The sequence below is a fragment of the Streptomyces sp. CB01201 genome (assembly GCF_002803085.1).
Classification (GTDB): domain Bacteria; phylum Actinomycetota; class Actinomycetes; order Streptomycetales; family Streptomycetaceae; genus Streptomyces; species Streptomyces hundungensis.
The window spans coordinates 213,957-235,509 of sequence record NZ_NNBJ01000006.1 but is presented as its reverse complement, the minus strand read 5'-3'; the positions used below and the strand labels follow the sequence as shown (position 1 = coordinate 235,509).

22 protein-coding genes are annotated in these 21,553 nt (G+C 68.7%); 10 read left to right on the top strand and 12 right to left on the bottom strand.

Features of this window, described 5'->3' with window-relative positions:
- Positions 1-166 precede the first annotated feature (166 nt).
- Both CG740_RS15190 and CG740_RS15185 read left to right on the top strand, forming a co-directional pair.
- Positions 167-1,063, top strand: a complete 897-nt coding sequence (locus tag CG740_RS15190) for a LysR family transcriptional regulator (RefSeq protein WP_100575656.1) — start codon at positions 167-169, stop codon at positions 1,061-1,063.
- 59 nt (positions 1,064-1,122) lie between these two features.
- On the top strand, positions 1,123-1,605 hold the full coding sequence (locus CG740_RS15185) for an NUDIX domain-containing protein (RefSeq protein WP_100575655.1): 483 nt from the start codon (positions 1,123-1,125) through the stop codon (positions 1,603-1,605).
- A 7-nt stretch (positions 1,606-1,612) separates the two neighbouring features.
- Here the strand turns inward: CG740_RS15185 and CG740_RS15180 are convergent, their stop codons facing one another.
- Complete coding sequence (locus CG740_RS15180) at positions 1,613-2,245, bottom strand: HAD family hydrolase (protein WP_100575654.1); 633 nt, start codon at positions 2,243-2,245, stop codon at positions 1,613-1,615.
- A 131-nt stretch (positions 2,246-2,376) separates the two neighbouring features.
- Between CG740_RS15180 and CG740_RS15175 the strand changes: the two genes are divergently transcribed.
- Both CG740_RS15175 and CG740_RS15170 read left to right on the top strand, forming a co-directional pair.
- Complete coding sequence (locus CG740_RS15175) at positions 2,377-2,898, top strand: DUF2269 domain-containing protein (protein ID WP_100575653.1); 522 nt, start codon at positions 2,377-2,379, stop codon at positions 2,896-2,898.
- A gap of 5 nt (positions 2,899-2,903) precedes the next feature.
- A complete protein-coding gene (locus CG740_RS15170) occupies positions 2,904-3,758 on the top strand; it encodes a GNAT family N-acetyltransferase (protein WP_100575652.1) in 855 nt (284 codons plus the stop codon).
- Positions 3,759-3,912: 154 nt separating this feature from the next.
- On the opposite strand, the gene CG740_RS15165 is transcribed toward CG740_RS15170, so the two are convergent.
- On the bottom strand, positions 3,913-4,344 hold the full coding sequence (locus tag CG740_RS15165) for a GlcG/HbpS family heme-binding protein (RefSeq protein WP_100575651.1): 432 nt from the start codon (positions 4,342-4,344) through the stop codon (positions 3,913-3,915).
- 34 nt (positions 4,345-4,378) lie between these two features.
- Positions 4,379-5,590 (bottom strand): MFS transporter, encoded by a 1,212-nt coding sequence (locus tag CG740_RS15160; protein WP_100575650.1) that lies wholly within the window; start codon positions 5,588-5,590, stop codon positions 4,379-4,381.
- 137 nt (positions 5,591-5,727) lie between these two features.
- Between CG740_RS15160 and CG740_RS15155 the strand changes: the two genes are divergently transcribed.
- Entirely contained in the window at positions 5,728-6,186 is a 459-nt protein-coding gene (locus CG740_RS15155) for a MarR family winged helix-turn-helix transcriptional regulator (RefSeq protein ID WP_100575649.1), read from the top strand.
- 25 nt (positions 6,187-6,211) lie between these two features.
- Positions 6,212-6,664 carry a GNAT family N-acetyltransferase gene (locus tag CG740_RS15150; protein WP_100575648.1) on the top strand — a complete coding sequence of 151 codons (453 nt, stop codon included), beginning with the start codon at positions 6,212-6,214 and terminating at the stop codon, positions 6,662-6,664.
- A gap of 85 nt (positions 6,665-6,749) precedes the next feature.
- On the opposite strand, the gene CG740_RS15145 is transcribed toward CG740_RS15150, so the two are convergent.
- The 3 genes from CG740_RS15145 to dnaB all read right to left on the bottom strand — a co-directional run bounded on the left by CG740_RS15145 (position 6,750) and on the right by dnaB (position 10,519).
- Entirely contained in the window at positions 6,750-8,153 is a 1,404-nt protein-coding gene (locus CG740_RS15145; RefSeq protein WP_100575647.1) for a serine hydrolase domain-containing protein, read from the bottom strand.
- A 143-nt stretch (positions 8,154-8,296) separates the two neighbouring features.
- A complete protein-coding gene (locus tag CG740_RS15140; protein WP_100575646.1) occupies positions 8,297-8,980 on the bottom strand; it encodes a class I SAM-dependent methyltransferase in 684 nt (227 codons plus the stop codon).
- A gap of 45 nt (positions 8,981-9,025) precedes the next feature.
- Positions 9,026-10,519 carry a replicative DNA helicase gene (dnaB, locus tag CG740_RS15135; protein ID WP_100575645.1) on the bottom strand — a complete coding sequence of 498 codons (1,494 nt, stop codon included), beginning with the start codon at positions 10,517-10,519 and terminating at the stop codon, positions 9,026-9,028.
- A gap of 423 nt (positions 10,520-10,942) precedes the next feature.
- Between dnaB and CG740_RS15130 the strand changes: the two genes are divergently transcribed.
- Positions 10,943-12,292, top strand: coding sequence for an MATE family efflux transporter (locus tag CG740_RS15130; protein ID WP_100575644.1), 1,350 nt, complete (start codon positions 10,943-10,945; stop codon positions 12,290-12,292).
- A 126-nt stretch (positions 12,293-12,418) separates the two neighbouring features.
- Here the strand turns inward: CG740_RS15130 and rplI are convergent, their stop codons facing one another.
- The 4 genes from rplI to rpsF form a co-directional block, all read right to left on the bottom strand.
- Positions 12,419-12,865: a 50S ribosomal protein L9 gene (rplI, locus tag CG740_RS15125; protein WP_100575643.1), complete on the bottom strand. Its 447-nt coding sequence runs from the start codon at positions 12,863-12,865 to the stop codon at positions 12,419-12,421.
- 18 nt (positions 12,866-12,883) lie between these two features.
- Complete coding sequence (rpsR, locus tag CG740_RS15120) at positions 12,884-13,120, bottom strand: 30S ribosomal protein S18 (RefSeq protein ID WP_005315025.1); 237 nt, start codon at positions 13,118-13,120, stop codon at positions 12,884-12,886.
- A 43-nt stretch (positions 13,121-13,163) separates the two neighbouring features.
- Positions 13,164-13,754 (bottom strand): single-stranded DNA-binding protein, encoded by a 591-nt coding sequence (locus CG740_RS15115; RefSeq protein WP_100575642.1) that lies wholly within the window; start codon positions 13,752-13,754, stop codon positions 13,164-13,166.
- Between the two features lie 74 nt (positions 13,755-13,828).
- Complete coding sequence (gene rpsF, locus CG740_RS15110; protein WP_100575641.1) at positions 13,829-14,119, bottom strand: 30S ribosomal protein S6; 291 nt, start codon at positions 14,117-14,119, stop codon at positions 13,829-13,831.
- 265 nt (positions 14,120-14,384) lie between these two features.
- Between rpsF and CG740_RS15105 the strand changes: the two genes are divergently transcribed.
- The 3 genes from CG740_RS15105 (at position 14,385) to CG740_RS15095 (ending at position 17,065) form a co-directional block, all read left to right on the top strand.
- On the top strand, positions 14,385-14,702 hold the full coding sequence (locus CG740_RS15105) for a hypothetical protein (RefSeq protein ID WP_100575640.1): 318 nt from the start codon (positions 14,385-14,387) through the stop codon (positions 14,700-14,702).
- A gap of 146 nt (positions 14,703-14,848) precedes the next feature.
- Entirely contained in the window at positions 14,849-15,967 is a 1,119-nt protein-coding gene (locus CG740_RS15100) for a lipid II:glycine glycyltransferase FemX (RefSeq protein WP_100575639.1), read from the top strand.
- Positions 15,968-16,033: 66 nt separating this feature from the next.
- On the top strand, positions 16,034-17,065 hold the full coding sequence (locus CG740_RS15095) for an alanine racemase (RefSeq protein WP_100575638.1): 1,032 nt from the start codon (positions 16,034-16,036) through the stop codon (positions 17,063-17,065).
- Positions 17,066-17,153: 88 nt separating this feature from the next.
- Here CG740_RS15095 and CG740_RS15090 read toward each other — a convergent pair whose 3' ends face one another.
- Both CG740_RS15090 and CG740_RS15085 read right to left on the bottom strand, forming a co-directional pair.
- Positions 17,154-18,662, bottom strand: a complete 1,509-nt coding sequence (locus tag CG740_RS15090) for a glycosyltransferase family 87 protein (RefSeq protein WP_100575637.1) — start codon at positions 18,660-18,662, stop codon at positions 17,154-17,156.
- A gap of 135 nt (positions 18,663-18,797) precedes the next feature.
- Complete coding sequence (locus CG740_RS15085; protein WP_100575636.1) at positions 18,798-21,503, bottom strand: transglycosylase domain-containing protein; 2,706 nt, start codon at positions 21,501-21,503, stop codon at positions 18,798-18,800.
- Positions 21,504-21,553 lie beyond the last annotated feature (50 nt).

Genomic DNA, 21,553 nt, shown 5'->3' with positions numbered 1-21,553 from the left:
CCCTCATGGCTCGGACCGCCCCGGTTCCCGCGTACGAGAACCGCCCGGACAAGGCTAGTTGACTGTGCGTCAGTGTCCAATCACGGTAGCGACAGGGGCCTATCGACATATTTATAGTTGTGTCCGGCCGGGGACGTCATGAAGCAGTTCAGGACGGGAGGGCACCATGGACCTTGCCCTGCTGCGTACGTTCGTCACCGTGCACAGAGCGGGCTCGTTCACCCGGGCCGCAGCCCTGCTGGGGCTCTCGCAGCCCGCGGTGACCGGCCAGATACGCACGCTGGAGCGGCAGTTGGGGCATCCGCTCTTCCTGCGCCAAGCGCGCGGGGTGACCCCGACGGCCATGGGCGACGAGCTGGCCCAGCGGGCCGCTCCGCATCTGGACGCGCTGGTCGAGATCACCGAGTCCGGCCTTGGCGAGGCATCGGCCCTGCGGACCCTGCATCTGGCCGGGCCACCGGAGTTCACCGCGCTGCGCGCCCTGCCCGCGCTCACCCGGCTCATCCCGCAGGGGCTCGCGCTGCGGGCATCCTTCGGCAACGCCGAGGAGACCCTGGAGGGCCTGGCCGCCGGCCACCACGATCTCGCCATCGCCACGGCCCGGCCGCGAGGCGGGCTACTGACCGCGACCGCACTGTGCGACGAGGAGCACGTGCTGGTCGCCGGGGTGCGCTGGGCCGCACGGCTCGGGCCGGGTGCGGTGCGGCACGGCGGGCCGGCCGTGCTGGAGGCCATCCCCGTGGTGGAGGTCCATGAGTCACTGCCCCTGGTCACGCGCTACTGGGCGTCGGTGTTCGACGCCAAACCCGCCGCCGCGGGCACGGTCGTGGCACCCGATCTCCGGGCGGTTCTCGCCGCGGTGACCGCGGGAGCGGGTCTCGCCGTGCTGCCACGCTATCTGTGCGAGACAGCCCTGGAACAAGGCGAGGCGGTGGCGCTCCTCGACCCTCCGGTGCCTCCGCTGCGCACCTATTTCCTCGCGGCGCGCACCGGCACACTCGGCCTCCCGCACATTGCGCGGGCGCAGGAATGGCTGCTGCGTGCCGCGGCCGACTGGAGCTGAGGGGCAGTGGAGGAGACCCGAGGAGTTTCGCAGGCGTCCCTTCGGGCCACATTTCTCCCATGACCGTACGTCCAGTGGTCAAGCGCACCGCCCGAGCCGTTCTGCTTGACGGTGACGACCTGATTCTGATCAAGCGCACCAAGCCCGGCATGGACCCGTACTGGCTCACTCCCGGCGGCGGGGTCGAGCCCGAGGACGCCACCGTCGTCGAGGCCCTGCACCGCGAAGTGGACGAGGAACTCGGCGCGAAGATCACCGATGTGGTGCCCTGCTTCGTCGACACCGTCGAGCACATCGGTGCCGACGGGGGCGCGACCGGCGTGAAGGTGCAGCACTTCTTCGTCTGTCGCCTCGATTCCATGGACCCCTCGCTACGGCACGGCCCCGAGATCGAGGAGCCCTGCGGCGAGTACGAGATCGTCCGCATCCCGTTCACCCGTGTCGGGATCGCTTCGGTGCATCTCGTTCCGCTGTCCCTCCGGCACTATCTCGACGGAAACATCGAGGGCGTGCGGGCCATGCACGCACCCGATCTGGGCTAGCGGCGGCTCACAGGGCCGAGCGGACCAGTGCGTAGGCCTCCCGGAGGTCGCCGCCCGTGTAGGTGTGGGTGGCGCGGTCCGCGAGATGGTGGTCCGCGTTCACCGCGACCGACACCGGCACGGCGGCGAAGAGGTCCACATCGGACATCGAATCCCCGTAGGCCACGCAATTCTGGCTGCCGACGCCGAACTCGGCGCACAGCCGGTTCATCACGCTCACCTTGGCGGCCGGGCTCAGGAGCCCCTCGGGTTCCACGGGCCGGGTGAAGGGCACCTCGGGGAAGAGCGAGCCGTGGGCCGCATGAGCGCCCCAGCCGAGCAGCCGCTCCACGAAGAAGGACGGAGACAGCGAGATCACGGCGCAGTAGTCCCCCTCGCCGCGGATCTCCTGCCAGACGTCCTGGATCCCCATGAGCCAGGGGGCGGTCTCGAAAGCGGTCGTCACATGCGCCTCGGTGAGCCCGGCCCACAGGGCGTGCACCCGCCTCGCGTACTCCGGAGACCCGATCCGGCCGGTGGAAAACTCCACCTCCAGCTCGCCGATCTCATCGAGGAGCCCGAGCTGCCGGGAGATCTCGACCGGCGCGGCGGAGCCCCGTATGAGAGTGCCGTCAAGGTCGAAGAGGTGAAGTCTCGCCATGTACGCCGAGCCTAGTACGCGGGGTTACTCCCCCTGCGGGACGACTGGCGCGGGCTCTCGACGGCACGCTGTTTCACGTGAAACATCCACCTCTCTCCGTATCCGCACCCACGAGCCGGGCGCCGTTTCACGTGAAACATCTACGGCGCTCCACCCGGAGGGGCTGGCTGGTGGCCCATGTCGCCGTCTCGGTGAGCTGGCTGGGCCTCACCCTCGGCCTTCTCGCACTCGGCATCACCGCCTACACCACGGACTCGCCCGGCATGACCGAGGCCGCATACCGCGCCATGAAGGTCTTCGGCGACTGGCTCGTGCTGCCCGTCGCGCTGCTGACCCTGGTCACAGGCGTCGTGCTGTCGCTGGGCACCCGCTGGGGGCTCGCCCGTCATCGCTGGGTATGGATCAAATTCTGGCTGACCCTGGGCACGCTCTGCCTGTCGGCCTTTCTGCTGCGGCCGGAGATCAATGGCGCGGTCGCGGCCGGGGTGCCCGACACGAGCCTCGTGGCAGCACCGGTCGTCTCTTCCGGCGCGTACTTCTTCATGACGGCGATCTCGGTGCTCAAGCCGTGGGGACTGACCCGGCGTGGCCGGAAGCACCGTGCCGAGAGCCGGAAAACGGTGGACGACGTACCGGTACGTCGGACAACCTGAGCCTCATGCCCTCACCGCTCGACGCGCTTCCCCTGCGCCGTTTGACCACCGCAGACCTCATCGCCTGTGCCGACCTCTCCGAGGACCGGGGATGGCCACGCGAGGAGCACAAATGGGGGCTTCTGCTAGCGGCGGGCACGGGCTACGGAATCGATGCCCCGGACGGCAAGGGGCTGGTCAGCGCCTGCGTCGTCACCTCGTACGGTCCCGGTCTCGCGGCCATCGGGATGGTTCTGGTAGCCGAGCGCTTCGCCCGGCAGGGCGTCGGACGGCGGCTGATGACGGACGTGCTCCGCGAGTGGGACGGCACGCCGCTCACGCTGCACGCCACGCCGAACGGACGCCCGCTGTACGAGGAGCTGGGCTTCGAGACGACCGGCCGCGCCGAGATGGTCCGGGGCCACTTCCAGCCGTCCGGACCGGCTCCGACGGTGGCCACCCGTCCCGCGAGCGCGGACGACCTGCCCGCGATCCTCCGGCTCGACGCCGAGGTATTCGGCCAGGATCGCACCCACATGATCACCCGCCTGCCCGCCTTCTGCGACCAGCTGCGGGTCGCGCGGGACGCGACCGGACTGACGGGCTTCGCGGCAGCGTGGCCCAACATGAACACCCAGGTGGTGGGCCCCCTGATCGCCCGGGACACCGAGACCGCGAAGGCGTTGGTCGCCTCCCTGGCGGCCGGCACGGACCGTCCCCTGCGCACGGATGTGGATGTACGCCATGAGGAACTACTGAGCTGGTTGAAGGCATCCGGCGTCGAGTCGGTCGGGTTCAACGCGGTGATGACGTACGGGATTCCGGCTCTCCCCGGCGACTGGACGCGCCGCTTCGCGCCCCTGACGGTGGCGGCGGGCTAAGCCGCCGCCAGCTGCCGCCGGCCGCCGCGACGACGCATGCCCGCCCTCATGTGCCGCGATATCGCGCGCAGTTGAGGGCGGGCGTCTCTGTGTCGGTGCGCTCGGCGCCAGGCCAGAGCGACAGGGCCGCACGTCGTGCCAGAGCGCCTACGGTTCAGCGCCGGGTCAGCGCCTCCACGGCCGCCGTGGCGAAGCCGTGGTCCTGACCGGGGGCGCCGCCACCCACCCCGATCGCGCCGATCAGTCGGCCGTCCCGGTGGACGGGCACGCCGCCCGCGATGAAGAGGAGCGGGCGGTCCAGGGCCGTCGGCAGGGTGTGGAAGAGGCCGCCCGGCTGGACCGCGTCCACCAGGTCGGCGGTCGGGGTGTTCAGCTGAAGGGCCGTGAAGGCCTTGCGGGTGCTGGTCTCACCGGCGATCAGTACGGCCCGGTCGTCCCGGCGGAAGGCGAGCAGATGGCCGCCCGCGTCGAGCACGCTGACCGCTGTGGCGACCCCGGCCGCCTCGGCGGCCGCGCGGGCCGCTTCCACGAGGGCTTCCGCTTCGTGGGTGGTGAGCGGGGCTGTGGCGATGGTGGGGGTGCTCATGGGAGGAACTCCTGTTGATTGGTGGGCAGTTGCTTCAGTGGTGGGCCGCGGTGGCCCGGACCGGCTCGGGAACGGTGCCCGCGACGACCCGGCTGCCACTGCTCGTACGGCGCTCCAGTGCGCTGGAGACGAAGGCGAGCACGAGGGCGGAGGCGGCCAGAGCGGCACCCACCCAGTTGGGGGCGGTGTAGCCGAGGCCGGCGGCGATGACGATGCCGCCGAGCCAGGCGGAGAGCGCGTTGCCGAGATTGAAGGCGCCGATGTTGACGGCGGACGCCAGGGTGGGCGCTCCCGCGGCTTGGTCGAGGACGCGCTTTTGCAGCGGGGGCACGGTCGCGAAGCCGAGTGCGCCGATGAGGAAGACCATGACCGCGGAGGCGAACTTGTCGTGGGCGGCCACCGTGAACAGCGCCAGGACCACGGCGAGCCCGGACAGCGCCACATAGAGCATGGGCATCAGCGCACGGTCGGCGAACCGGCCTCCGATGAGGTTTCCGGAGACCATGCCGAGGCCGAAGAGCACGAGCAGCCAGGTGACGGAGGTGTCGGCGTAGCCGGCGACGTTCGTCATCATCGGCGTGATGTAGGTGATCGCGGCGAAGACTCCACCGAACCCGAGCACGGTCATCGCCATGGCGAGCAGCACCTGGACATTGCGGAACGCGGCGATCTCGTGCCGCAGCCGTACGCCCTGGGTCTTCGGCATGTCCGGGACCAGCTTGGCGACTCCGAGCAGACCGAGCACTCCGAGCGATGCGACGACGAGGAACGTGGCGCGCCAGCCGACCTGCTGGCCGATGAGCGTGCCGGCCGGCACGCCCACGACGTTGGCGACGGTCAGACCGGTGAACATCATCGCGATGGCCCCGGCCTTCTTCTCGGGGGCGACCAGATCCGCCGCGACGACCGAGCCGATGCCGAAGAACGCGCCGTGGGCGAGGGAGGCGACGATTCGTCCGGCCAGCATGAGCCCGAAGGCGGGCGCGAGGGCGGAGAGCACGTTGCCGGCGATGAAGAAGCCCATCAGCAGCATCAGCATCCGCTTGCGGGTGATCTTCGTGCCCAGGACGGTCATCAGCGGGGCGCCGAGCATGACGCCGACCGCGTAGCCGCTGACCAGGTATCCGGCGGTGGGGATGGAGACGTCGAAGGTGCCGGCGACCTCGGGGAGCAGCCCCATGATCACGAATTCCGTGGTGCCGATACCGAACGCCCCGATGGCGAGGGCGAGGAGGGCGAGTGGCATGGGATGACCTTCCAGGAGATTGCGTGAGCCCCTTACGGGCGTCCACAATAATTGCAGACGCTGACTAATTGCAAACGCGGGCTATTGCGCTCGTGGACTATCCTGAGGACAAGCAGCTCCGGACGGAGGACACACGCATGACCGCGACGGACCCCGCACTCACCGCCCTCGCCCAGGGGTGGTGTGCGCTCTCCCTGCTGCACGGCAAGATCGACGCCCACATCGAGCGCGCCCTGCAATCCGGGCACGACCTCAGCGTGCGCGAGTACTCGCTGCTGGATGTCCTCAGCCGCCAGCACAGCGGCCCGGGCGGGCACCTCCAGATGAAGCAGGTCGCCGACGCCGTCGTGCTCAGCCAGTCGGCCACGACCCGGCTCGTCACCCGGCTTGAGGACCGCGGTCTGCTGACCCGGTACCTCTGCGACACCGACCGGCGCGGCATCTACACCGATGTCACCGAGTCCGGTCTGGCCCTGCTCGCCCAGGCCCGGCCCACCAATGACCGGGCCCTGCGCGAGGCCTTGGACGAGGCGGCCGGAAACCCTCAACTCGCGCCTCTGGTAAGGACTGTGGAGGCCCTGCACATCTCCGCGTGAAGCCGCTGGGCGTACGCTCCCCGTCATGAGCGATCTTGACATCAGGCCCGCGACACCCGACGACCTCCCGGCGATCGTGGCGATGCTGGCGGACGATCCGCTGGGTGCCCAGCGCGAATCGCCCGACGACTTGACGCCCTACCGTGCCGCTTTCGAGCGGCTCACCGGCGACCCCAATCAGCACGTGGTGGTCGCGGCCCGCAGCGGCCAGGTCGTGGGAACCCTCCAACTCACCGTGGTCCCCGGGCTCTCCCGGCGCGGGTCGACCCGCTCGATCATCGAGGGTGTACGCGTTCACAGCGCGGAGCGCGGCGGCGGGCTCGGCACCCTCCTCATCGAGTGGGCCGTCGCCGAATCGGAGCGCCAGGGCTGCCGGCTGGTCCAGCTGACGTCGGACGCCACGCGTACCGATGCCCATCGCTTCTACGAACGGCTGGGGTTCGAGGCCTCGCACGTAGGGTTCAAGAAGGCGCTGTAGGCCTGGGCCCGGCCAGCCCGTAGGTCCTGTTTCACGTGAAACAGGACCTACGGAGACGGCCTGAACGGCCGTTTCACGTGAAACGTCAGACCCCGCGCCAGCCCTCGGGGTCCACACCACCGGGGACCACAGCCGCTTCGGGGCCGTACGGCTCGCGAGTGAAGACGAACGATCCGAGATCGAGGTGGCTCACCGAGCCGTCCGCTCGTCGCACCACTCGGAGCGTCTCTCCACGGTAGTAGCCGTCCAGACCGATCCAGGTGCCATCGGTGGCGGCCTTGAACCGGGCTGCCCGGCCGGCGCCCCGCAGCGGTGCCAGAGCCACCCCGCGGTCGGCGGTCAGGCGCAGGCCGACCGCCTGGGTGCCCCAGTACCAAGGGCCGGTGAGCGCCAGGAGCTCCTCGTCCACCTCAGGAAGGGGGCGCCAGGGCTCCGGGAAGCGCGGCTCGGCCTCCGCCACGATCCGGACGAGATCGGCGGCCAGCGCGCCGACCCTCAGGCCGGAGGTGACATTGGCGAGCACGACGGCGGCCACGCCGTCCGCCACGCTCACCCAGAGGGTCGCGACGAATCCGGGCAACGAACCGGTGTGGCCTGCGAGTTCAAGGCCGTCGCTCCGGGTGAGCGCCATACCGAGGCCGTAGCCGGCGTCCCAGTCGCCCGTCTCCGGCGCAACGGCAGGGGTGCGCATCTCCGCCACCGACTCGGCGCTCAGCACTCGCTCATCCCCCGCCGCGAGGAAGACGGCGAAGCGACTGAGGTCCGCCGCGGTCGACCACAGCTGCCCGGCCGGGGCCATCAGGCCGAGGTCCTCGGACGGCTCCGGCAGCAGCACATCGGCCCATGGGTGAACGGCCCAGCCGCCGGCGTGGGGATGCACCGGCTGCGTGGTCGTGCGGTCCATGCCCAGGGGTTCGAGGATCTCCGTCCGCAGCGCCTCCTCCCAGGGCACTCCCCGTACGGCTTCCACCAGGGAACCCAGCAGCGTGTAGCCCGGGTTGGAGTAGTGGTGCAGCCGGCCCGGGGGGTGCGGCTGCGGTTGGTCCCCCAGCACATCGCTCAGCTCCGGGCGGAGATCACCCGGCGTCCGTTCCCACCAGGGAGCGGGCGCTTCGGCGGCCAACCCGGCGGTGTGGGAGAGCAGTTGGGCAATGGTCGCGCCGCCCGACGTGGTGCCGGGGAGGTGTTTCTCCAGCGGGTCCCCGAGGTCCAGGAGCCCTTCGTCACGCAGCCTCAGCACCAGCACGGCGGTGAAGGTCTTGGTGATGGAGCCGATGCGGTACTGGACGTCGGCGTCCGGGCCGTGCCCGTCCACGGAGGTCCGTGAACCGGACCAGATCATCCGGCTGTCCCGCGCCACGGCCGCGACCAGCGAGGGCGCCCGCCCTTCGGCCTGGGCTACGGCGATGCGGTGCAGGAGCGCACGTTCCGTTGACGGCAGGAGGTCCGCGAAGGGGGCTGGTGACACAGGCGCATGAGGTGAGGTCATAGGGCTAGTGTCTAGCCGCGCAGCCGGGCCGAGGCGACCGCTTTTCGCCCGGAGTCGCCCGCTCCGACCCGCCGTCGCCTCCCCCGGATCCGCCCCACGGGATCGCCACGGCAGCCAACTCGGCTTGAGGAAAAGCCAATTGATCACGCCGAATGCGACGGGAGACCTTCCGTTCCCGTCCCGTCGGGACGTCTGCGTGCGAAGACGATCGCGCCCAGCGGACTCTCGGCCGAGGTGAGCGTCATCTGCGCCTCGACCGTGAAGCCGGCGCCGTCGAGCGAGGCAGCCATGTGCAGGGGCTGACGACGATGCACCAGGACCTTCATGGGGTGGCCCCCATAGCCGCGCGTCTTCAGCCGGGCCCCGTACCCCACGTGGTAGCCGAGCAGCACAAGGCCACCAGGGCGCACGACCCGCCGGAACTGGGCCAGGACCGGACCGATCTCCTGGTCCGGGATGTGGATCAACGAGTACCAGGCCACGAGTCCCGCCAACGAGGCTGCGGCGAGGTCCAGTTCCGTCATGGAGCCGACCTCGAATCGCATACCGGGGTGTTCACGCCGCGCCGTCTCGACCATTGCGGACGACAGATCGATGCCGAAGGCGTCGACGTCGAGACCTCGCAGATGGGCCGTGATCCTTCCGGGTCCGCACCCCACGTCCGCGACCTGCCCGCCACCGGACGCCAGCACCAGTTCCGCGAACAGGGCCAGGGCCGATCGCTCGTAGGGCGTCTCGTTCAGAAGGTCGCGTACCTGCGCCGCGTAGTCGGCGGCGACGGTGTCGTAGGACGCCCGCGTGTCGGCCAGCCAGCCGTCCATGTCCATGTCCACGTGTGGAGACGGTAGTTGAGCGCCGACGACGCCCCGCGATCAGGTCGCTGCCATGTCCACGAAGCGCGAGTAGTGGCCCTGGAAGGCGACGGTGATGGTCGCGGTCGGGCCGTTACGGTGCTTGGCCACGATCAGGTCGGCCTCGCCCGCGCGGGGCGATTCCTTCTCGTAGGCGTCCTCACGGTGGAGGAGGATGACCATGTCGGCGTCCTGCTCGATGGAGCCGGATTCACGCAGGTCGGAGACCATCGGCTTCTTGTCGGTGCGCTGCTCGGGGCCACGGTTCAGCTGGGAGAGCGCGATCACCGGCAGTTGGAGCTCCTTGGCCAGGAGCTTGAGGTTTCGCGACATGTCCGAGACTTCCTGCTGGCGGCTCTCGGCACGCTTGGAACCGCCCGACTGCATCAGCTGCAGATAGTCGATGACGACGAGGCGGAGATCGTTGCGCTGCTTCAGGCGGCGGCACTTGGCGCGGATCTCCATCATCGACAGGTTGGGCGAGTCGTCGATGTAGAGCGGCGCCTGGGAGACGTCCGGCATGCGGCGGGCCAGCCGCGTCCAGTCGTCGTCGGTCATCGTGCCGGAGCGCATGTGATGGAGCGCGACCCGCGCCTCGGCCGACAGCAGACGCATCGCGATCTCATTGCGCCCCATTTCGAGCGAGAAGATCACGCTGGGCAGGTTGTGCTTGATCGAACAGGCGCGGGCGAAGTCCAGCGCCAGGGTGGACTTACCCATGGCGGGACGGGCGGCGATGACGACCATCTGGCCGGGATGCAGACCGTTGGTGAGCGAGTCGAAGTCGGTGAACCCGGTGGGCACTCCGGTCATCTCGCCGCTGCGTGAGCCGATTGCCTCGATCTCGTCGAGCGCGCCCTCCATGATGTCGCCGAGGGGCAGGTAGTCCTCACTGGTGCGCTGCTCCGTGACCGCGTAGATCTCGGCCTGCGCGGAGTTGACGATGTCGTCGACATCGCCGTCCGCCGCGTATCCCATCTGCGTGATCTTGGTACCGGCCTCGACGAGCCGTCGCAGAACCGCCCGTTCGTGGACGATCTCCGCGTAGTAGGAGGCGTTGGCCGCGGTCGGGACCGACTGGACCAGCGTGTGCAGATAGGAGGCGCCACCGACCCGGGTGATCTCGCCGCGCTTGACCAACTCGGCGGCGACCGTGATGGGGTCGGCGGGCTCGCCCTTGGCATAGAGGTCGAGGATGGCCGTGTAGACCGTCTCGTGGGCCGGCTTGTAGAAGTCGTGGCCCTTGATGATCTCCACGACGTCCGCGATGGCGTCCTTGGAGAGCAGCATGCCGCCGAGCACCGACTGCTCGGCGTCGATGTCCTGGGGCGGTACGCGCTCGAAGCCGGAGGACCCGCCGTCCCAGTCGTCCTGCCCCCGGTCGTGCTGGTCGTCACGGCCTCTGCCACGACCGCGGCCACGGGCCTCGCTGTCGCCGCGCTGGCGGGAAACAGGCAGACGGTCACTTGGACCGGTGTCGGCCCAGGGCTCGTCCAACGGCTCGGGAATGCTCACCGGGCCACCTCCTCCCGTCCGCTCAGCGGACCTAGCCGTGCCACTCTTTCTACGGCACGACACTGACAAATCGATGTGCCCGACTCCGGTTCGGGCGCGTCGGGCGCCGGACCACGGTAGGCCCGTGAGCGGCGTCAGCCAATCTGGTTATCCACAGGGCATGTGGACGAACGACCGGATGCTGTGGAGAAGTCTCCGGAACCTGTGCACGGACCGGGGGACAGCACTGTGGACAAAGTCATAGCGCCTCACCCATGGCTGCTCTGACCTGCGCTTTCTCCGTCCACCGGCTGTGGGGGAGAAAAACTTTCCCGACTGGCTCAAGATCCCGGCGGGTGGCGCCCGCAAGAACCGGAGAGCAGTCCCGAAGTAAGGACCACTAACCCATTGCATCCATTACCTGTGGAAGATTAGATTGACCCCATGAAACAGGCCCCCACGGCACCGGAGAACGACTGGCGGATCTCCCGGCGTCGACACGACCGCGAGATCGTGTCCCTCGCCGTTCCCGCCTTCGGCGCCCTCGTCGCCGAGCCGCTCTTCGTGATGGCCGACAGCGCGATCGTGGGCCACCTCGGCACCCCGCAACTGGCCGGTTTGGGTATTGCCGCGCCACTGCTCACCACAGCCGTGAGCATTTTCGTCTTCCTCGCGTACGCCACCACCGCCGCCGTGTCCCGCCGCGTCGGAGCCGGCGATCTGCGGGCCGCGATCCGCCAGGGGATGGACGGCATCTGGCTGGCCCTGTTCCTGGGCGCCGTGGTGGTCGCCACCGTACTGCCCAGCGCCCCCTGGCTGGTCGGTCTGTTCGGCGCCTCGGACACCGCGGCCCCCTACGCCGTCACCTATCTCCGCATCTCCGCGCTCGGCATCCCCGCCATGCTCGTCGTGCTGGCCTCGACCGGCGTCCTGCGCGGTCTGCAGAACACCCGGACGCCGCTGTACGTGGCCATAGGGGGCTTCGCGGCCAACGGTGTCCTGAACGTGGGGCTCGTCTACGGCGCCGGGCTCGGCATCGCGGGGTCTGCCTGGGGCACCGTCATCGCGCAGTTCGGCATGGCCGCCGTCTATCTCCTCGTGGTCGTACGCGGAGCCCGGCGCCACCAGGCCTCCCTGCGGCCCGATCTCGCGGGCATCAGGAACAGCGCACAGGCCGGCGTCCCGCTTCTGGTGCGTACCCTCTCGCTGCGGGCCGTCCTGATGATCGCCACCGCTGTCGCCGCCCGGCTCGGAGACGTCGACATCGCCGCGCACCAGATCATCCTCTCCCTGTGGAACCTGATGGCCTTCGCGCTCGACGCGATCGCCATCGCCGGACAGGCGATCATCGGCCGCTATCTGGGAGCGGACGACGCCAAGGGAGCCAAGCAGGCCTGTCGCCGCATGGTGGAGTGGGGCGTCGCCTTCGGTGTGCTGCTCGGTCTGCTGGTGGTGGCGGCCCGTCCGCTGTTCGTTCCGCTCTTCACCAGCGACCACACCGTCCAGCACACCCTGACGCCCGCGCTGCTCGTGGTGGCCCTGATCCAGCCCGTCGCCGGGGTGGTCTTCGTGCTCGACGGTGTACTGATGGGCGCGGGTGACGGGCCCTACCTGGCCCGGGCCATGGTGGTGACCCTGGTCGTCTTCGCTCCCGTCGCGCTCCTGGTGCCACCCCTCGGCGGCGGCCTCACCGCACTGTGGTGGGCCATGGCGCTGATGATGGCGGTCCGCATGCTGACGCTCGGCCGGCGGGCCCGCTCCGGGCGTTGGCTGGTCACGGGCGCGATGCGCTGACCGCACGCCGGATGTGCTGTTTCACGTGAAACGGACACGTGGAACAGAGGCGTGGAACGGCACGGTGGATGAGAAGAAGGGCCGCACCCCGAGGGGTACGGCCCTTCTTGCTGTGCTGTGCAGCGCTTAGGCGGCGATGACCTCGACGCCAAGCTTCGCGACAACGTCGGCGTGCAGACGCACGGACACCTGGTGAGCACCCAGGGTCTTGATCGGCGCACCGAGCTCGACGCGGCGCTTGTCCACGTCCGGGCCACCGGCAGCCTTGATCGCCGAAGCGACGTCGGCCTGGGTGACGGAGCCGAAGAGACGGCCGGCGTCGCCGGAGCGAACAGCCAGACGCACCTTCACGCCTTCGAGACGGGCCTTGACCTCGTTGGCCTGCTCGATGGTCGCGATCTCGTGGATCTTGCGCGCACGACGGATCTGCGCGACATCCTTCTCGCCACCCTTGGTCCAGCGGATCGCGAAACCACGCGGGACCAGGTAGTTGCGAGCGTAGCCGTCCTTGACGTCAACGACGTCGCCGGCAGTGCCGAGGCCAGAGACCTCGTGGGTGAGGATGATCTTCATTTTTCGGTCACCCTTCCCTTATCGCGCGGTGGACGTGTAGGGCAGCAGCGCCATCTCACGGCTGTTCTTGACGGCCGTGGCGACGTCACGCTGGTGCTGCGTGCAGTTGCCGGTAACGCGGCGGGCACGGATCTTGCCGCGGTCGGAAATGAACTTCCGCAGCATGTTCGTGTCCTTGTAGTCCACGTAAGCGGTCTTGTCCTTGCAGAAAGCGCAGACCTTCTTCTTAGGCTTGCGCACAGGCGGCTTCGCCATGGTGTTTCTCCTGTGTGATCAAGAAGTGGGGATGACGAGTGCCCTAGAAGGGCGGCTCGTCCGAGTAGCCGCCGCCGGAGCTTCCGCCCCAGCCGCCACCGCTGCCACTCTGCGGCTGTCCGCCACCGGCGGGTGCGCTGGAGGCCCAGGGGTCGTCGGCGGGAGCACCGCCGCCGCTCTGCTGGCCGCCGCTGGGGGCTCCACCCCAGTTGCCGCCGCCCTGCTGCTGACCGCCACCGCCGCCGCCGTATCCACCCTGGCCGCCGCGACCGGTGGTCTTGGTGACCTTGGCCGTGGCGTTCTTGAGGCTGGGGCCGACTTCCTCGACGTCCAGCTCGAAGACCGTGCGCTTGACGCCCTCGCGGTCCTCGTAGGACCGCTGCCTCAGCCGACCCTGCACGACTACGCGCATGCCTCGCTGAAGCGACTCCGCGACGTTCTCCGCCGCCTGACGCCAGACCGAGCACGTCAGGAACAGGCTTTCGCCGTCCTTCCACTCATTGGTCTGACGGTCGAAGGTGCGGGGAGTGGACGCGACACGGAACTTCGCGACGGCCGCACCGGAGGGGGTGAAGCGCAGCTCGGGGTCGTCGACGAGATTGCCGACGACCGTGATGACGGTCTCGCCTGCCATGGATGAACCTCTCGGCGGGGATTGCTGCTGGCTGCTGTGTTGCTACTCGAACCCGATTACCGCTGAGCGGAAGCTCAGTGGGTCTCGGGACGGAGGACCTTGGTCCGGAGGACCGACTCGTTCAGGTTCATCTGACGGTCGAGCTCCTTGACGACCGCAGGCTCGGCCTGCAGGTCGAGGACCGTGTAGATACCCTCGGGCTTCTTCTTGATCTCGTAGGCGAGACGCCGACGGCCCCAGGTGTCGACCTTCTCGACCTTTCCGTTGCCCTCGCGGACGACGGAGAGGAAGTTCTCGATCAGGGGAGAGACAGCGCGCTCCTCCAGATCGGGGTCGAGGATGACCATCACCTCGTAGTGACGCATGTGGAACCCACCTCCTTTGGACTCAGCGGCCACGGTCGTTCCGTGGCAGGAGGGTCGTGATGCGTAAGCAACGGTATCGGCCCCCACTGACAATCCCCCTCCGTGAGGAGCGGGAGGGCATGCGGGCACGGCTGACACCCGTGCAGACCGTCCAGAGTACCTGTTGACCCGCTTCCGGTTGAAATCCGGTGGGCAGGGGACGCAATCTGTACAGATCGGGTGTGTGCGGCGTCACCCGGCGCCGCCTTCCGCCAGGAGGTGCCCCATGGCACAAGCAGTGCGACCGAATGCCCCCGTCTCCCTCTTCGCCACCGACGGCAAGCCGCATCCGCTCCAGGACACCCTCGCGGCCGTCACGGTCGTCCTGGGCGTGCTGGCCTTCACCACCGCGTGGTTCTACAACCTCCACCTGGTCAGCTCGTGGGCCGGTCTGCTCGGCATCCTCACGGGCGCCTACGGCCAGTTCGTCTCGGCGACGACGCGCGAACGGTTCCTGCTGATCCTCGGGCTCGGCGCCTCCGCCGTCGGGTTCTTCCTCGGCATGGCGCACGGCGGCCTCTTCGGCGGTGTCGTCGGCGGCTGACGGCCGCGCGACCCCGTCCCCACCGGAAATCCCGTACGACGCCGAGCCGTACGGCCATCCGGGGCGCTCCTGTGGCCAAGTAGGCTTCGGCACGAGAGCCGGAGCCCCTGTACCCATGGGGACACACCTGCCGAGGAGCGCCCTGCATGAGCCTGACCCTGAGGACCATCAGCCGTGAGCAGCATCTGGCGTACATCCAGACCCTGCCCGCGGCGAGCCACTGCCAGGTCCCGGCGTGGGCTGACGTCAAGACGGAGTGGCGTTCGGAGAGCCTCGGCTGGTTCGACAAGACCGGCCAGCTCGTAGGCGCCGGCCTGGTTCTGTACCGCCAGCTCCCCAAGGTCAAGCGCTACTTGGCGTACCTGCCCGAGGGCCCCGTCATCAACTGGTACGCGCCCAACCTGGACGAGTGGCTGAAGCCGATGCTCGCCCACCTCAAGCAGCAGGGCGCGTTCTCGGTCAAGATGGGCCCCCCGGTCGTCATCCGCCGCTGGGACTCGGCGGCCATCAAGTCCGGCATCCAGGACCCCGATGTGAAGCGCCTGCGCGATGTCGAGGCCACCCACATCGAGCCGCGCGCCTTCGAAGTGGCCGACCGGCTGCGCAAGATGGGCTGGCAGCAGGGGGAGGACGGCGGCGCCGGATTCGGCGACGTACAGCCCCGCTATGTCTTCCAGGTGCCGCTGGCCAACCGCTCGCTCGACGATGTCCTCAAGGGCTTCAACCAGCTGTGGCGCCGCAACATCAAGAAGGCCGAGAAGGCCGGCGTCGAAGTCGTCCAGGGCGGTTACGAAGACCTCGCCGAATGGCAGCGCCTGTACGAGATCACCGCGGTGCGCGACCACTTCCGGCCGCGTCCGCTGTCCTACTTCCAGCGCATGTGGACGGTCCTCAACTCCGAGGACCCCAACCGGATGCGGCTGTACTTCGCGCGCCACAACGGTGTGAACCTCTCGGCCGCGACGATGCTCGTCGTCGGCGGGCACGTCTGGTACTCCTACGGCGCGTCCGACAACATCGGCCGCGAGGTGCGGCCGTCCAACGCGATGCAGTGGCGAATGCTCCGCGACGCGTACGCGATGGGCGCGACGGTCTACGACCTGCGCGGCATCTCCGACTCCCTGGACGAGACGGACCACCTCTTCGGTCTCATCCAGTTCAAGGTGGGCACCGGTGGTGAGGCGGCCGAGTATCTCGGCGAGTGGGACTTCCCGCTGAACAAGCTCCTCCACAAGGCGCTGGACATGTATATGTCGCGCCGCTGAGCGGTTGCGTAACCTCGTTCCTCGTACCTCCCACACATCGCAGCCATCAGAAAGGTCCGGACGGCCATGGCGCTCACCCTCTATGTCGACTCCGCTCGCTGGCGGGCGCACCAGAAGTCCGTGATCGACCAGTTCCCGGGCATCGTCCCGGTCTGCAAGGGCAATGGCTACGGCTTCGGCCACGAGCGGCTCGCGGACGAGGTGTCCCGCTCCGGCTCGGACATCCTGGCGGTCGGCACCACCTACGAAGCCGCCCGGATCAAGGACTGGTTCAGCGGCGATCTGCTCGTCCTGACGCCGTTCAGACGCGGCGAGGAGCCGGTGCCGCTGCCCGACCGGGTCATCCGCTCGGTTTCCTCCGTGGACGGCGTCCACGCGCTGGTGGGCGCACGTGTCGTCATCGAGTGCATGAGCTCGATGAAGCGGCACGGCGTGAAGGAGGAGGAGCTCGGGATGCTCCGCTCCGCCATCGAGGACGTGCGCCTCGAAGGCTTTGCGCTGCACCTTCCGCTGGACCGCGCCGACGGCTCGGACGCCGTCGAAGAGGTCATCGCGTGGATGGACCGGCTGCGCGCGGCCCGGCTGCCCCTGCACACCATGTTCGTCAGCCACCTGCGCTCCGAGGAGCAGGCCCGGCTCCAGCAGCAGTTCCCGCAGACCCGCTTCCGGGCCCGCATCGGTACGCGGCTGTGGCTCGGCGATCACGAGGCGACCGAATACCGGGGATCCGTCCTCGACGTCACCCGCGTCACCAAGGGCGATCGGTTCGGCTACCGCCAGCAGAAGGTCGCCTCCGACGGCTGGCTGGTCGTGGTCGCCGGCGGCACCTCGCACGGGGTGGGCCTGGAGGCCCCGAAGGCGCTGCACGGCGTGATGCCGCGTGCCAAGGGCGTGGCCCGTGCGGGACTGGCCACCGTCAATCGCAACCTGTCACCGTTCGTCTGGGCCGGCAAGCAGCGCTGGTTCGCCGAGCCGCCGCACATGCAGGTCTCGATCCTGTTCGTGCCGTCGGACTCCCAGGAGCCGCACGTGGGGGACGAGTTGGTGGCCCATCTGCGGCACACCACGACGCAGTTCGACCGCCTCATCGAGCGCTAGGAACCTGCCCTACGGGCACGCATGACATCGGGCCCCTGGCCGACGACAGCCGCCGTCGATCAGGGGCCCGAGCCCTGTACGCACTCCCTCAGGGGGCCGGAGTCCGCATACCCCAGTCGACCCGTGGCCCCTCTTCGAACAGGGCCGCGTGCCGCGGGGGGTGCGCCGCGTGGCCCAGGACGAACACGTCCTCGGCCCGGTCGAGGACACCGCCCGACGGGTCGTCGGAACCGTCCCGGCGTACGACGTCCCGGTCCGGCAGCAGGATGTCGCGCACCACGACGGCGCACAGATACAGCGTGGTCAACAGGTGTGCCGCGATGGCCAGTTGATAGCCCTCGGGGGGCAGTCCCTGATGCTTCTCGCCGCTCATCGTGTAGGCGAGGTACAGCCAGATCCCGAGGAAGTAGACGACTTCCCCGGCCTGCCAGATCAGAAAGTCGCGCCAGCGAGGCCGGGCGAGCGCGGCCAGCGGGATCAGCCACAGCACGTACTGCGGTGAGTAGACCTTGTTGGTGAGGATGAACGCCGCGACGACGAGGAACGCGAGCTGCGCAAGACGCGGGCGACGCGGCGCGGTGAGGGTGAGGACTCCGATTCCCGCGCAGGCCAGCACCATGAGGATCATGGCCAGCGTGTTCACCAGGTCGGTGTCCAGGCCCTTGCCCGTACGCTGCGAAATGATCAGCCAGAACGAACCGAAGTCGACGGACCGCTCCTGGCTGAAGGTGTAGAACTTCTTCCACCCCTCGGGTGCGAGCATCATCACCGGCAGGTTCACGACGAGCCAGGCACCGGCGGCACCCAGCGCCGCGGCCCCGAACTCCCGCCATTTTCCGGCCCGCCAGCACAGCACGAGTAGCGGCCCGAGAATCAGTACGGGGTAGAGCTTGGCCGCCGTGGCGAGGCCGATCAGGATGCCGAAGGCGAGCGTCCGCCCGCGCGACCACATCAGCATCGCGGCCGCGGTGAGGGCGACGGCGAACAGATCCCAGTTGATCGTGGCCGTGAGCGCGAAGGCCGGGGCCAGCGCGACGAGCAGGGCATCCCAGGGGCGACGGCGGTGGGTCCGGGTGACACAGACAGCGATGACGGCCGTGCAGGCCATCAGCATCCCCGCATTGACCATCCAGTACATCTGCTCACGGTGCTGCATGTCTCCGCTCCCCGGTGTCAGCCAGGAGGCGACCTCCATGAACAGTCCGGTCAGCACCGGGTATTCGAGGTAGTTCATGTCGCCGTTGAGCCGGTCGAAGTACGGCACCAGATTGTCGGCGAAGCCGCGCAGCGAGTAGAGATGCGGGATGTCCGAATAGCAGGCGTGGGTGTACTGCGAATTGGCGCCCCGGAACCACGCCCAGTCGTAGCAGGGCAGCTTCTGGGCCATCCCCAGGGCGAACATACCGATCGCGACGAGCACCACGACCCGGATCGGGGTGAGCCAGTGGCGGCCGGGCTTGGCCCAGCGCCCGAGCGGGCCGCCGATCAGCTGGCTGCCGGCAGCGGCGACCTCGTCCTGTTCCGTGGGGCGCACGACGGGTTCCGCGAAGGCTTCGCGTCGGTCCTCGTACACACGGGGGCTCGTCTCGCTCGTCATGCCGGACATCCTGCCGTACAGGGCTGTGGATACGGGGATCGCCCGTGTTTCACGTGAAACGAGGAGGTTGTTTCACGTGAAACGGCGGGGGCGGTGTTTCACGTGAAACACCGCCCCCGCCGTCAGTCGGCCGATCTAACCGCCGGTATTGCCGAACCAGCCACCGGTTCCGCCACCGCCAGGACCGTTGCCCGGTTTCGACTTGCTGGGTGACGGGCTGGGTGGCGGCCCGCCATCCGTTCCACCGGTCGCCGGGTCCCCGTTGGCACCGCCCGTGTTGTTGCCGCAGGTCCAGTCCCACTTGCTACAGGAGGCGCTGGGGCTCGGAGACGGGGTGAGCGAGGGGCTGGGCGACGGCTTGAGGGACGGGGAGGGCGAAGGAGCCGGGGCGCTCGGGGTCGGGGAGGGGGTGGGGCTGGGGGACATCCCGCCGCCGTACACCTTGTCGCCGATCTTCTCCGCGGCCGGGAACGACTCGGCGGGGGAGTTCCCGAGCGCCTGCTCCATGTAGTCGTGCCAAATGGTCGACGGGAAGGAGGCACCGTGGATCTTGGCCTGGCCGCCGGTTCCTCGCATGCTCAGGAACTCACGCCCCTTGCTGGTCTCGTTGTCGTCGAGGCGGTACATGCCGACGGCGGTCGAGTACTGCGGGGTGTAGCCGACGAACCATGCCGACCGGTTGCCGTCAGTGGTACCGGTCTTGCCCGCCACCTCACGCCCAGGCAGCTTGGCGTTCGTGCCGGTCCCCTTGTCGACTACTCCCTTCAGGACGTCGGTGACGTTGTTGGCCACGGCAGCGGGGAAGGCGGACTTGGTTGTTTCGTGGTCCTTGTGGTCGTAGATGGTGGTCCCGCTCTTGAGGACCTTGGTCACGGAGTACGGGTCGCGCTGTGTGCCGCTGGCGGCGAAGGTGGCGTAGGCGCCGGCCATGCGGATCGCGCTGGGCGACGACGTACCGATCGAGAACGAGGGCACGCTGGAGGAGGCCATGCTGGTCTTGTTGTCCCGCAGCCCCGCGGCCATGGCGGCCTGCTTCACCTTGTCCGTGCCCACGTCCATGCCGAGCTGGACGAAGGGGGAGTTGACCGACTCCTGCATCGCGTAGCGGAGGTCGATGCCGAAGCTCGGCGGGTTGTAGGACTGGTCGCCATCGTTGGTCTGGAGCCACTCGCCGCCGTGCTCGTCCTTCCAGACGGTCCCGTCATAGTTCTTGATCTTCAGCTTGTTCTTGCCGCTGTAGATGCTGTCCGGCGAGACGGGGGTGCGGGACGAATCGCTCTGCGACGCCGGCTTGCTCGGGTCGCGCTTTCCGTACTGCATTGCGGCCGCGAGAACGAAGGGCTTGAAGGTCGAGCCGACCTGGGCACCGGTCTCGTCGGCGTTGTTGGTGAAGTGCTTGGTCGCGTCTTCACCGCCGTAGATGGCCACGATGGCCCCGGTCTTGACATCCACCGAAGCGGCGCCGAACTGGACGAACGTGTCCTTCTTGGGTCGCTTCTGCGGGTCGATGTTCTTGTCCCGGACCTCCTTGACCACGCTTTCCATCTCCTGGACCTTCTTCTTGTCGAAGGTCGTGTAGATCCGGTAGCCGCCCTTGGCCAGGTCGATGTCCGGGTTGCTGTTCTTCGCCGAGGCCTGCGCCAGCGACACGAGATAGCCGATCTGGCCGCTGAGGTTCGCGTTCTTCTTCGGCTTGTCGGGCATCGGGAAGATCCGGTACTTGTCCCGATCCGTCTGGCTCAGGTGCTTGTCCTTGACCTCCTGGTCGAGGATCCAGCCCCAGCGCTCCTTGGCGTTCTTGGTGTTCTGCTCGGCCGTGGCCGCCGGGTCGATCTCGGGGGCGCCGGCCGGGTCGAAGTAGGTGGCGCCCTTCAGGAGCGAGGCGAGGAAGGCGCACTGGCTCGGGTCGAGGTCCTTGGCGTCCTTGCTGTAATACGTGCGGGCGGCGGCTTGCAGGCCGTATGCGCCGCGGCCGTAGTACGCGGTGTTCAGATACCCGGCCATGATCTCGCTCTTCGGCCTGGTCGCGCCGACCTTGATGGAGATGAAGAGCTCTTTGAACTTACGGGAGATCGTCTGTGACTGGTCGTCGAGACGGGCGTTCTTCACGTACTGCTGGGTGATGGTCGAACCACCCTGCGTCTGGCCGCCCTTGGCCATGTTCACCAGGGCACGGGCGATGCCCTGGGGATCGACACCGCTGTCCGTCTCGAAGGTCTTGTTCTCAGCCGAGATGACCGCGTACCGCATGGCCGCCGGGATCTGCTCGTACGTGATGATCTGCCGGTTGACCTCACCGCCGGTAGCTACCATCTGGGATCCGTCGGCCCAGTAGTAGACGTTGTTCTGGGCCGTGGCGGCCCGGGCAACATCCGGAATGGCCACCAGGTAGTACGCGATGCCGATGAAGGCGATCAGCAGCCCGAAGCAACCCAGGCCGCAGGCGGTGACGAGCTTCCAGGACGGTACCCAGCGCCGCCATCCCTGCCGGCCGAACCGCGGATAGTCGATGAACCGCTTCTTTCCCGGCCGACCGCCACCCGCGGCACCCCGGCCCGCTCGGCGCCCCGGACCCCCGGGAGGCCCCGCACCGTCGGGGCCGCGCCTGCGGCCGCCGCCCCGCTGGGCCCGCCGTGCTTCGGCGCGTCCGCCGTACGCGGGCTCATCCGCGGGTGAGGCCGAGGTCGATCCGTACGAACCGGACGGCGACTGGGCCGACGACTCCTGGGATCCGGCCGCCGGCCGGGCCGCCCGGCGTCCGGAGGGCTGTTGCGCGGCGCGTCGGGCCGCGGCACGTCCACCGCCCTGAGGCTGCGGCGGTTTGCGACGGTGCTCGCTCATCGAACGACTACTCCTCGGGCAGGCGAAAGCGCCTGGAAACGGCAGCTGAG

Bases quoted from the DNA above. Each gene is read 5' to 3' on its own strand.
- CG740_RS15190 (WP_100575656.1), top strand. From the start codon at position 167: ATGGACCTTGCCCTGCTGCGTACGTTCGTCACCGTGCACAGAGCGGGC.
- CG740_RS15185 (WP_100575655.1), top strand. From the start codon at position 1,123: ATGACCGTACGTCCAGTGGTCAAGCGCACCGCCCGAGCCGTTCTGCTT.
- CG740_RS15180 (WP_100575654.1), bottom strand. From the start codon at position 2,245: ATGGCGAGACTTCACCTCTTCGACCTTGACGGCACTCTCATACGGGGC.
- CG740_RS15170 (WP_100575652.1), top strand. From the start codon at position 2,904: ATGCCCTCACCGCTCGACGCGCTTCCCCTGCGCCGTTTGACCACCGCA.
- CG740_RS15165 (WP_100575651.1), bottom strand. From the start codon at position 4,344: ATGAGCACCCCCACCATCGCCACAGCCCCGCTCACCACCCACGAAGCG.
- CG740_RS15160 (WP_100575650.1), bottom strand. From the start codon at position 5,590: ATGCCACTCGCCCTCCTCGCCCTCGCCATCGGGGCGTTCGGTATCGGC.
- CG740_RS15155 (WP_100575649.1), top strand. From the start codon at position 5,728: ATGACCGCGACGGACCCCGCACTCACCGCCCTCGCCCAGGGGTGGTGT.
- CG740_RS15150 (WP_100575648.1), top strand. From the start codon at position 6,212: ATGAGCGATCTTGACATCAGGCCCGCGACACCCGACGACCTCCCGGCG.
- CG740_RS15145 (WP_100575647.1), bottom strand. From the start codon at position 8,153: ATGACCTCACCTCATGCGCCTGTGTCACCAGCCCCCTTCGCGGACCTC.
- CG740_RS15140 (WP_100575646.1), bottom strand. From the start codon at position 8,980: ATGGACATGGACGGCTGGCTGGCCGACACGCGGGCGTCCTACGACACC.
- CG740_RS15130 (WP_100575644.1), top strand. From the start codon at position 10,943: ATGAAACAGGCCCCCACGGCACCGGAGAACGACTGGCGGATCTCCCGG.
- rplI (WP_100575643.1), bottom strand. From the start codon at position 12,865: ATGAAGATCATCCTCACCCACGAGGTCTCTGGCCTCGGCACTGCCGGC.
- rpsR (WP_005315025.1), bottom strand. From the start codon at position 13,120: ATGGCGAAGCCGCCTGTGCGCAAGCCTAAGAAGAAGGTCTGCGCTTTC.
- CG740_RS15115 (WP_100575642.1), bottom strand. From the start codon at position 13,754: ATGGCAGGCGAGACCGTCATCACGGTCGTCGGCAATCTCGTCGACGAC.
- rpsF (WP_100575641.1), bottom strand. From the start codon at position 14,119: ATGCGTCACTACGAGGTGATGGTCATCCTCGACCCCGATCTGGAGGAG.
- CG740_RS15105 (WP_100575640.1), top strand. From the start codon at position 14,385: ATGGCACAAGCAGTGCGACCGAATGCCCCCGTCTCCCTCTTCGCCACC.
- CG740_RS15100 (WP_100575639.1), top strand. From the start codon at position 14,849: ATGAGCCTGACCCTGAGGACCATCAGCCGTGAGCAGCATCTGGCGTAC.
- CG740_RS15095 (WP_100575638.1), top strand. From the start codon at position 16,034: ATGGCGCTCACCCTCTATGTCGACTCCGCTCGCTGGCGGGCGCACCAG.
- CG740_RS15090 (WP_100575637.1), bottom strand. From the start codon at position 18,662: ATGACGAGCGAGACGAGCCCCCGTGTGTACGAGGACCGACGCGAAGCC.
- CG740_RS15085 (WP_100575636.1), bottom strand. From the start codon at position 21,503: ATGAGCGAGCACCGTCGCAAACCGCCGCAGCCTCAGGGCGGTGGACGT.